Source organism: Leptospira neocaledonica, from assembly GCF_002812205.1.
Taxonomy (GTDB): Bacteria; Spirochaetota; Leptospiria; order Leptospirales; family Leptospiraceae; genus Leptospira_B; species Leptospira_B neocaledonica.
Genome location: NZ_NPEA01000007.1, coordinates 313,436 through 321,441 on the forward strand (window position 1 = coordinate 313,436; position 8,006 = coordinate 321,441).

The following is an 8,006-nucleotide window of genomic DNA, read 5'->3' on the forward strand; positions in this document are numbered from 1 at the left end:
TTTTGGATTTCACCGTAGAGCCGAATCAAGATCTACTTAAGGTTAGATCGCTTTTCACCCTTTTCTTGTCTTATATCGTGGACTGATAGATTAGTTTCCATGTTAAAGACCTTATCTTAAATTCTTGTCACTTTCATATTGGATGGTACGAAAAGGGCTCGCTACTTTATATTGTGAAAGTGAATTAGCCACTAATTTGCTTTTATTCTGTTAGAAGATTTTGCAGAATAGGGCTGGGTGCAGTGTGTTAGGAGCGATACTGCGCCTAACTATCGGCTCTGACGCTGCGCTTCGAGCTTGCTTCGCAACTCTCGCTTGGCCTGCGGCACATTTCGCTTTGTCACTCGTCTTGCAGAGCAAGCCTCGCGCCAACCTGGCTATGGCCAGGGCGTGAAACGTCGTCAAGCCTTGGTCGTTAGGCGCAATATCGCGATCTTCTTTTTCCTTTTTATTATATAAGTTTTGGATTTCACCGTAGAGCCGAATCAAGATCTACTTAAGGTTAGATCGCTTTTCACCCTTTTCTTGTCTTATATCGTGGACTGATAGATTAGTTTCCATGTTAAAGACCTTATCTTAAATTCTTGTCACTTTCATATTGGATGGTACGAAAAGGGTTCGCTACCTTATATTGTAGGCGCAAATTAGTCACTAATTGACTTTTATTCTATTTGAGGATTTTATAGAGTAGGGTTTTGGTGCAGAGTGTTAGGAGCGATACTGCGCCTAACTATCGGCTCTGACGCGGCGCTTCGGGATTGCTTACGCAACCCTCGCTTGGCCTTCGGCACATTGGCTCAGTCACTCGAATTGCAGAGCAATTCTCGTGCCTGTCTTCGCTTTGCTCAGCTCGCCAACGTCGCCAAGCCTTGGTCGTTAGGCGCAATATCGCGATCTTCTTTTTCCTTTTTTATTATATAAGTTTTAGATTTTACCGTGGAGCTGATCAAGATCTACTTAAGGTTAGATCGCTTTTCACCCTTTTCTTGTCTTATATCGTAAACTGAAAGATTAACTTTCATGTTAAAGATCTTATCTTAAGCTCTTGTCACTTTCATATTGGATGGTACGAAAAGGGTTCGCTACCTTATATTGTAGGCGTGAATTAGCCACTAATTGACTTTATCCCTATTAGAAGATTTTATAGAGTAGGTTTGGGTGTAGAGTGTTAGGAGCGATACTGCGCCTAACTATCGGCTTATCGCTGCGCTTCGAGATTGCTTCGCAACTCTCGCTTGGGCTGCGCCACATTGGCTCAGTCACTCGAATTGCAGAGCAATTCTCGTGCCTGTCTTCGCTTTGCTCAGCTCGCCAACGTCGAAAACCCTTGGTTGTTAGACGCAATATTTAAAAAATATTCAGAAAAGGAAAAAATGAAACTTCGTTTAATTATAATCTCTTCAATACTTTCCATTATCATTTGGGGTTTGATACTCGCTTTCTTTGTTTTAAATTCTGGAAATTTAATAATAGAAGAAGGCACAATTGAGAAGTTACCAAAATCATATGTGGCTTCAACTTATATACATATTGGTCTTCTGATTTTTCTGGCTATCTTTAGCATTAAGAGGAAATATAATTACAGACAAGCTATTGTATTTTTTGCTTTTGTTATCATGCCAAATTTCATTTCTTTTGTGGTTTTATCTTTTTGTAACAGTTTCTTTTTCAATATGCAAAAGTATTCTTTAAATTTTGTTTTTAATTGGAATTATACAGACATTGTTTTTTACTTGTTCCTCTATTTCAAGGCCTTAAGCTTTAATTAATAAATTAGAAAGTAGATAAAGGGAATTCCTAAATATTAGGAAAGAGTTAAATAATTGTGCTTATAATTAAATACTGCGTCTAACTATCGGTGTTTCCGCAGCGCTTCGAGCTTGCTTACGCAACTCTCGCTCGGGCTACGCCACATTTGCTTCTGTCACTTCGCTTGCAAAGGCAAGCTCGCGCCATCGCAAACGTCGGAACACCTTGGTCGTTAGGCGCAATATCGCGATCTTCTTTTTCCTTTTTATTATATAAGTTTTGGATTTCACCGTAGAGCCGAATCAAGATCTACTTAAGGTTAGATCGCTTTTCACCCTTTTCTTGTCTTATATCGTGGACTGATAGATTAGTTTCCATGTTAAAGACCTTATCTTAAATTCTTGTCACTTTCATATTAGATGGTACGAAAAGGGCTCGCTACTTTATATTGTGAAAGTGAATTAGCCACTAATTTGCTTTTATTCTGTTAGAAGATTTTGCAGAATAGGGCTGGGTGCAGTGTGTTAGGAGCGATACTGCGCCTAACTATCGGCTCTGACGCTGCGCTTCGAGCTTGCTTCGCAACTCTCGCTTGGCCTGCGGCACATTTCGCTTTGTCACTCGTCTTGCAGAGCAAGCCTCGCGCCAACCTGGCTATGGCCAGGGCGTGAAACGTCGTCAAGCCTTGGTCGTTAGGCGTAATTCACAAAAATTTAAATTTTAAAATCTACAATGAGAAAAATCTTCTATGTCTTAACGTTTTTACTTTCCTATCAAATCGTTTGGGCCCATGGCTTAAATATTAGTGGGAGTGATATATTACTTACAGTAATTCTTCTTTCGGCATTTTGCTTTTTAATATGGTCTCTTTGGATCTCTTTTTTATTGTATTTTTTTAAAATTAGAAAACCTTTCAAATTTGTCTTTTATTCACAGGCTTTACTTGTTATTCCCTATTTGTTATTCAATTTTATAAACTATTATATGTTTGCGTTGCTGGATTCTCCTTTGCAGCAATATAGCGTGGGTTCTTACTTTGTAAGTTATATAAAAATGTTATTCTTTTCGGCTATTATATGTGTATCGTTCTGCTTTATATCCGTTTGGACATTCAAAAGCGAAATTTCAAAAAATCCTGTCTTTATTGGTCAGAGATTTAATAGGCTATTTAAATTTTCATTTTTATTGTTTGCTGTACCTGTTTTGATTTTCTATCTTTTCGCTTTTATAAGTTTATTTGTTTAACTATTTAGAGAGGAGTATAGAATTTGCATTAATATAATGTGAACTACGCCTAACTATCGGTGCTTCCGCTCCGCTCGGAGATCGCTTCGCGACTCACTCGCTCGGGCTACGCCACATTTGCCTCAGTCACTCGTCTTGCAGAGCAAGCCTCGCGCCATCGCAAACGTCGGAACACCTTGGTCGTTAAGCGCAATTTGCTTAAAATTTTGTTTTGTTAAAGATATGCGAAATGTTGTAGGAAGGCCACACGTTTTTTTGTTAGGAGCTGGAGCGAGTATTGCTGCCCTACCAAAAGGAGATAAGAATGGTCTTTTCCTTCCAAATTTGAAGAATGTCTGTGACTTTTTAGATTTAACCAATGAAATTGAAGCCTATGGTTTAAGTAAATACTCCCAAGATTTTGAAGCATTATATAGTTACATTTACGATAAAAGCAAATTCGATCTGTTAAAAACTAAAATAGAAAAAGGCGTGAGAGATTACTTTGAGAAAATCGACCTCCCCGAAGAAGTTAATCTTTATGATTATTTGCTATTTTCTCTTAGAAAAAAAGATGTTATTGCGAGTTTTAATTGGGACCCTCTACTGATTAAGGCTTACGAAAGAAACTATAACTTTAAAGATTATCTTCCTAAAATTGTTTTTCTTCATGGAAATGTTTGGCACAATTATTGTGAAAGAGATGATGTGCTTTTTCCCAAAAGTGCAATTTGTCCAAAATGTGGAGCTAAATCCAGTGAGTTGCCTATACTATTTCCAGTTGAGCATAAGGACTATAACTCAGATTTTCTTATCAAGGAATCTTGGAACTCATTACGTGCTTTATTAAAAGAGCACTTTCTATTTACAATATTTGGCTATAGTGGACCAAAATCGGATATCGAAGCTAGAAATCTTTTGAAGGACGCTTGGGAACAGAACACTATTAAGGAACTTGCAGATACTGAGATAATTGATATTAAAAATGAAAAAGAAATTCAGGAGAATTGGGATGAATTTCTATTTAGCCATCATTATTCGATTTATCAAGGAATCGAGGAGGGTTATTCCTTCACATTTCCAAGGCGATCATGTGAAGCCCATTTTGCACTGACACAAATGTTGGCACATTGGCCTGAAAACCGCTTTCCAAAGTTTAAGAAACTCGCGGAATTGCACGATTGGATTCAGCCCTTACTTGAAGATGAAAAACGTATTAAAGATAATCCAGAAGAAGATTTCGAATATAAAGCAATTATATATAAAAAGTAAAGCAAACTGCGCTTAACTGTCGGCTCTGACGCTTCGCTTCGAGATGCTACGCACTCTCGCTCGGCCTTCGGCACATTTCGCTTTGTCACTCGTCTTGCAGAGCAAGCCTCGCGCCAAGTCCTTCGGACTCGCGAAACGTCGTCAAGCCTTGGTCGTTAGACGTAAGCGGTCAATAGAATATATAGAATCAAAATAAACAGGCTAATTAATGTTTCGAAAATTCCTATTCATTCCTTTAATAATTCTGCCGGTTTTGGTATGTGCGAAGGCTCAGATGATTGAGAGACATTTAGATAGCACGTCATACTATTATGCGTGTTCAGCAGTTTTGAGATTTAAGGATTTCACATCTATTTGTGAAAACTCCTTTCCATCTGAGAATTTGAAAATTCGTCCGGAATATGAAAATTGGTTAAATGATCAATCTCCTTATGTTAAAGAACTTGAACAAGTGTGTAAGAGTGACAGTGCAAATTATAAAAAAATGAAAGATTTATTTGCTAAGGATGATGCACAAATTAAGGTATTGTTATTAAAAAATTCGGGTGAATTTCTTGAAGGATGTAAATCGTTTAAAAAAGGTTTAAAAACCTATCCTAAAGATGATTCGAAAAAAATGCTTTGGGAACTAGTTCATTAATTATACTAAAATGACCGCCAACGTCTAACTATCGGCTTGAACGCTGCGCGTCGAGCTTGCTTCGCAACTCTCGCTTGGGCTACGCCACATTTCGCTTTGTCATTCGTTTTGCTGAGCAAAACTCACGCCAAGTGCTGCGCACTCGCGAAACGTCGTCAAGCCTTGGTCGTTAGCCGAAATGTGGTCAAAAAATGTATAAAGAGGAAGAAGATTGATAACAATATATAAATCAAGTAATTACCAGGAAATAGAGCTATTTAAGTCAGTTCTTGATAATGAAGAAATTAATTCTTTCGTTAAAGGGAACGAATTGAATGCTCTAAAATATGCATTACCAGAGAATGATGCACTAGTAGAACTATGTGTTTCTGAGAAAGATTTATTATCTGCTCTTTATTTGCTAAAACTTCCATTGACTGAAGAGTTATTGGAAATTATACAAGGCTTCTCCAAGTTGAATCATCCGAATGATAATATTGATAACTCGAAAACAAAAAATCAAGGATTCGGAAATATAAGCATTTTAACCATTTCCATATTGATTGTGGGTATAGTTGCTTTACTAATAAGCTACTTTGATATTAAAGCCAAGTATAATGCTCTAAATTTAGATTTAAATTCTGATTTGCATGTATATTCTGAATACGATAATGTTGAAAACTGTATTCTTTCATATTACAAACAGAATGATAAATTGAGTTCATGGATATGCTACGGTGAAGATGGTCAGCCGATTAGTAATAAGTCGTACGATAATAATGGGAAAATAGACGTTTATTTTTTCCATGATACCCCTTCGAAATATTTCGATCACTATATAGGGTATGACGTTAATGGATTAAAGACCTCAGAAGGCTTTGATACAGATCACGATGCGAGATTCGATAAAACTGTTTATTTTGATGAATTAGGAAAAGAAATTAGATCTGAAATAGATCGTAATTCGAACGGAAGAATAGAAAAATCGGAAATTATAAATAAGTAAATCCTATACTGACCACACTTCGGCTAACTATCGGCTCTGACGCAGCGCTTCGAGATCGCTACGCGACTCTCGCTTGGCCTTCGGCACATTTCACTTTGTCACTCGCCTTGCAGAGCAAGTCTCGTGCCAAGTCCTCCGGACTTGCGAAACGTCGTCAAGCCTTGGTCGTTAGGCGGCAATATCGCGATCTCTTTTCCTTTTTTATTATGTAAGTTTTGGATTTTACCTTAGAACCGAATCACGATCTACTTAAGGTTAGATCGCTTTTCACCCTTTTCTTGTTTTATATCGTATACTGATAGATTAGCTTCCATGTTAAAGATCTTATCTTAGACTCTTTTGACTTTCATATTGGATGGTACGAAAAGGGTTCGTACCTTATATTGTAGGCGCAGATTAGTCACTAATTGACTTTTATTCTATTTGAGGATTTTATAGAGTAGGGTTTTGGTGCATCGTGTTAGGAGCGATACTGCGCCTAACTATCGGCTTATCGCTGCGCTTCGAGATTGCTTGCGCAACTCTCGCTTGGGCTGCTCCACATTGGCTCAGTCACTCGAATTGCAGAGCAATTCTCGTGCCTGTCTTCGCAACTGCTCAGCTCGCCAACGTCGATAACCCTTGGTCGTTAGTCGCAATGTGCTAAAAATAGGCATGTATAAATATTATAATCCAAAATCATATAATCTTGAAGCATTGTCTGAGGGATATTTTTATTTAAGTGCTCCAGAAGACTTCAATGATCCATTTGATAGTAGAACATTAATATATTATCAAGGGACTATTGATGAATGGACAAAGCTTTTTATGACTAAAGGCTTGTCCAAAGCTGACGCTTCAATGAGAGCAAGATCGATAGGTAATAGAATAATATATCCCGATCCTGAAAAGAAACGCGAATTTGAAAGATTGAATCATGCGATTGTTTGCTTTGCTTCTTCTGAATTGAATCCGTTGATGTGGAGTCATTACGCAGATAGTCACAAAGGCTTTTGTATTAAATTTAGAACATTTGAAGGAATTCAACATGAAGGACTGGAGACGAGAAGAATTAATATTATCAAAGATCAATTATTGTTTAAAGAAGAATACAAAGATCTTTTTCTGATAATGAAAGTTAAATATTCTCATCAAATGCCAGAAGAATTTAACGGGTTTTCAGATGACTTAACAGGCTTAAACGCTTTCTTTATTACTAAAAGTAAAGAATGGGAGTATGAACAAGAATTTAGGGCTATTTTTAAAATTGATAATATTAAAAATGAAAGCCGAAAAATATTTTATGAAAAAGACTCAGTAGAATCAATTTATCTGGGAAATAAAATTTCGCTTCAAGATCGAGAAAAAATAACAAGAATACTTAAAGATCATTATATTGATAAGGGCTTTAGGCCATCCGTCTATCAATGTGAACTGAGTAAGAAATCATATTCATTAGAAATAAGGCCGACGTAGATTAGCACACTGCGACTAACTAGCGGCTCTGACGCTGCGCTTCGAGATCGCTGCGCGACTCTCGCTTGGCCTTCGGCATATTTCGCTTTGTCATTCGTCTTGCAAAGCAAGCCTCATGCCAAGTCCATACGGACTCGCGAAACGTCGTCAAGCCTTGGTCGTTAGGCGGCAATATCGCGATCTCTTTTCCTTTTTTATTATATAAGTTTTGGATTTTTACCTTTGAACGAATCACGATCTACTTAAGGTTAGGTCGCTTTTCACCCTTTTCTTGTTTTATGTCGTAGACTGAAAGATTTGCGACCATGTTAAAGATCTTATCTTAAACTCTTGTCGCCATTATACTGAGAAATACGAAAAGGGCTCGCTACTTTATATTGTGAAAGTGAATTAGTCACTAATTGACTTTTATTCTATTTGAGGATTTTATAGAGTAGGGTTTTGGTGCATCGTGTTAGGTGCGATACTGCGCCTAACTTTCGGCTTGGCGCATCGCTTCGAGATGCTTCGCACTCTCGTTCGGCCTTCGGCACATTTCGCTTTGTCACTCGCCTTGCAGGGCAAGTCTCGCGCCAAGTCCTTACGGACTCGCGAAACGTCGTCAAGCCTTGGTCGTTATACGAAATTGGGCAAAGGACTTCCCTTAAATGTAGAAAAAGAAAATTGTATAATTTATTCGCC

At 37.7% G+C, this 8,006-nt stretch carries 5 protein-coding genes; all 5 read left to right on the top strand.

Translation table 11 applies throughout. The annotated features are described in order from the left end of the window. Positions 1–1,217 precede the first annotated feature (1,217 nt). The 5 genes from CH365_RS14505 to CH365_RS14530 all read left to right on the top strand — a co-directional run bounded on the left by CH365_RS14505 (position 1,218) and on the right by CH365_RS14530 (position 7,325). Positions 1,218–1,769 (top strand): hypothetical protein, encoded by a 552-nt coding sequence (locus CH365_RS14505; protein WP_125226322.1) that lies wholly within the window; start codon positions 1,218–1,220, stop codon positions 1,767–1,769. Between the two features lie 1,480 nt (positions 1,770–3,249). After that, a complete protein-coding gene (locus tag CH365_RS14515) occupies positions 3,250–4,245 on the top strand; it encodes a hypothetical protein (protein WP_100769278.1) in 996 nt (331 codons plus the stop codon). A gap of 274 nt (positions 4,246–4,519) precedes the next feature. After that, positions 4,520–4,885: a hypothetical protein gene (locus tag CH365_RS14520; protein WP_125226323.1), complete on the top strand. Its 366-nt coding sequence runs from the start codon at positions 4,520–4,522 to the stop codon at positions 4,883–4,885. Between the two features lie 211 nt (positions 4,886–5,096). Further along, the gene (locus tag CH365_RS14525) at positions 5,097–5,870 is read left to right on the top strand and encodes a hypothetical protein (protein ID WP_100769280.1); all 774 of its coding nucleotides are present in this window, start codon (positions 5,097–5,099) and stop codon (positions 5,868–5,870) included. Positions 5,871–6,524: 654 nt separating this feature from the next. After that, positions 6,525–7,325, top strand: a complete 801-nt coding sequence (locus CH365_RS14530) for a DUF2971 domain-containing protein (protein WP_100769281.1) — start codon at positions 6,525–6,527, stop codon at positions 7,323–7,325. The last annotated feature ends 681 nt before the right edge of the window (positions 7,326–8,006 follow it).

Excerpts from the sequence above, each read along its gene's own strand:
- CH365_RS14520 (WP_125226323.1), top strand. The coding sequence starts at position 4,520 with ATGATTGAGAGACATTTAGATAGCACGTCATACTATTATGCGTGTTCA.
- CH365_RS14530 (WP_100769281.1), top strand. The coding sequence starts at position 6,525 with ATGTATAAATATTATAATCCAAAATCATATAATCTTGAAGCATTGTCT.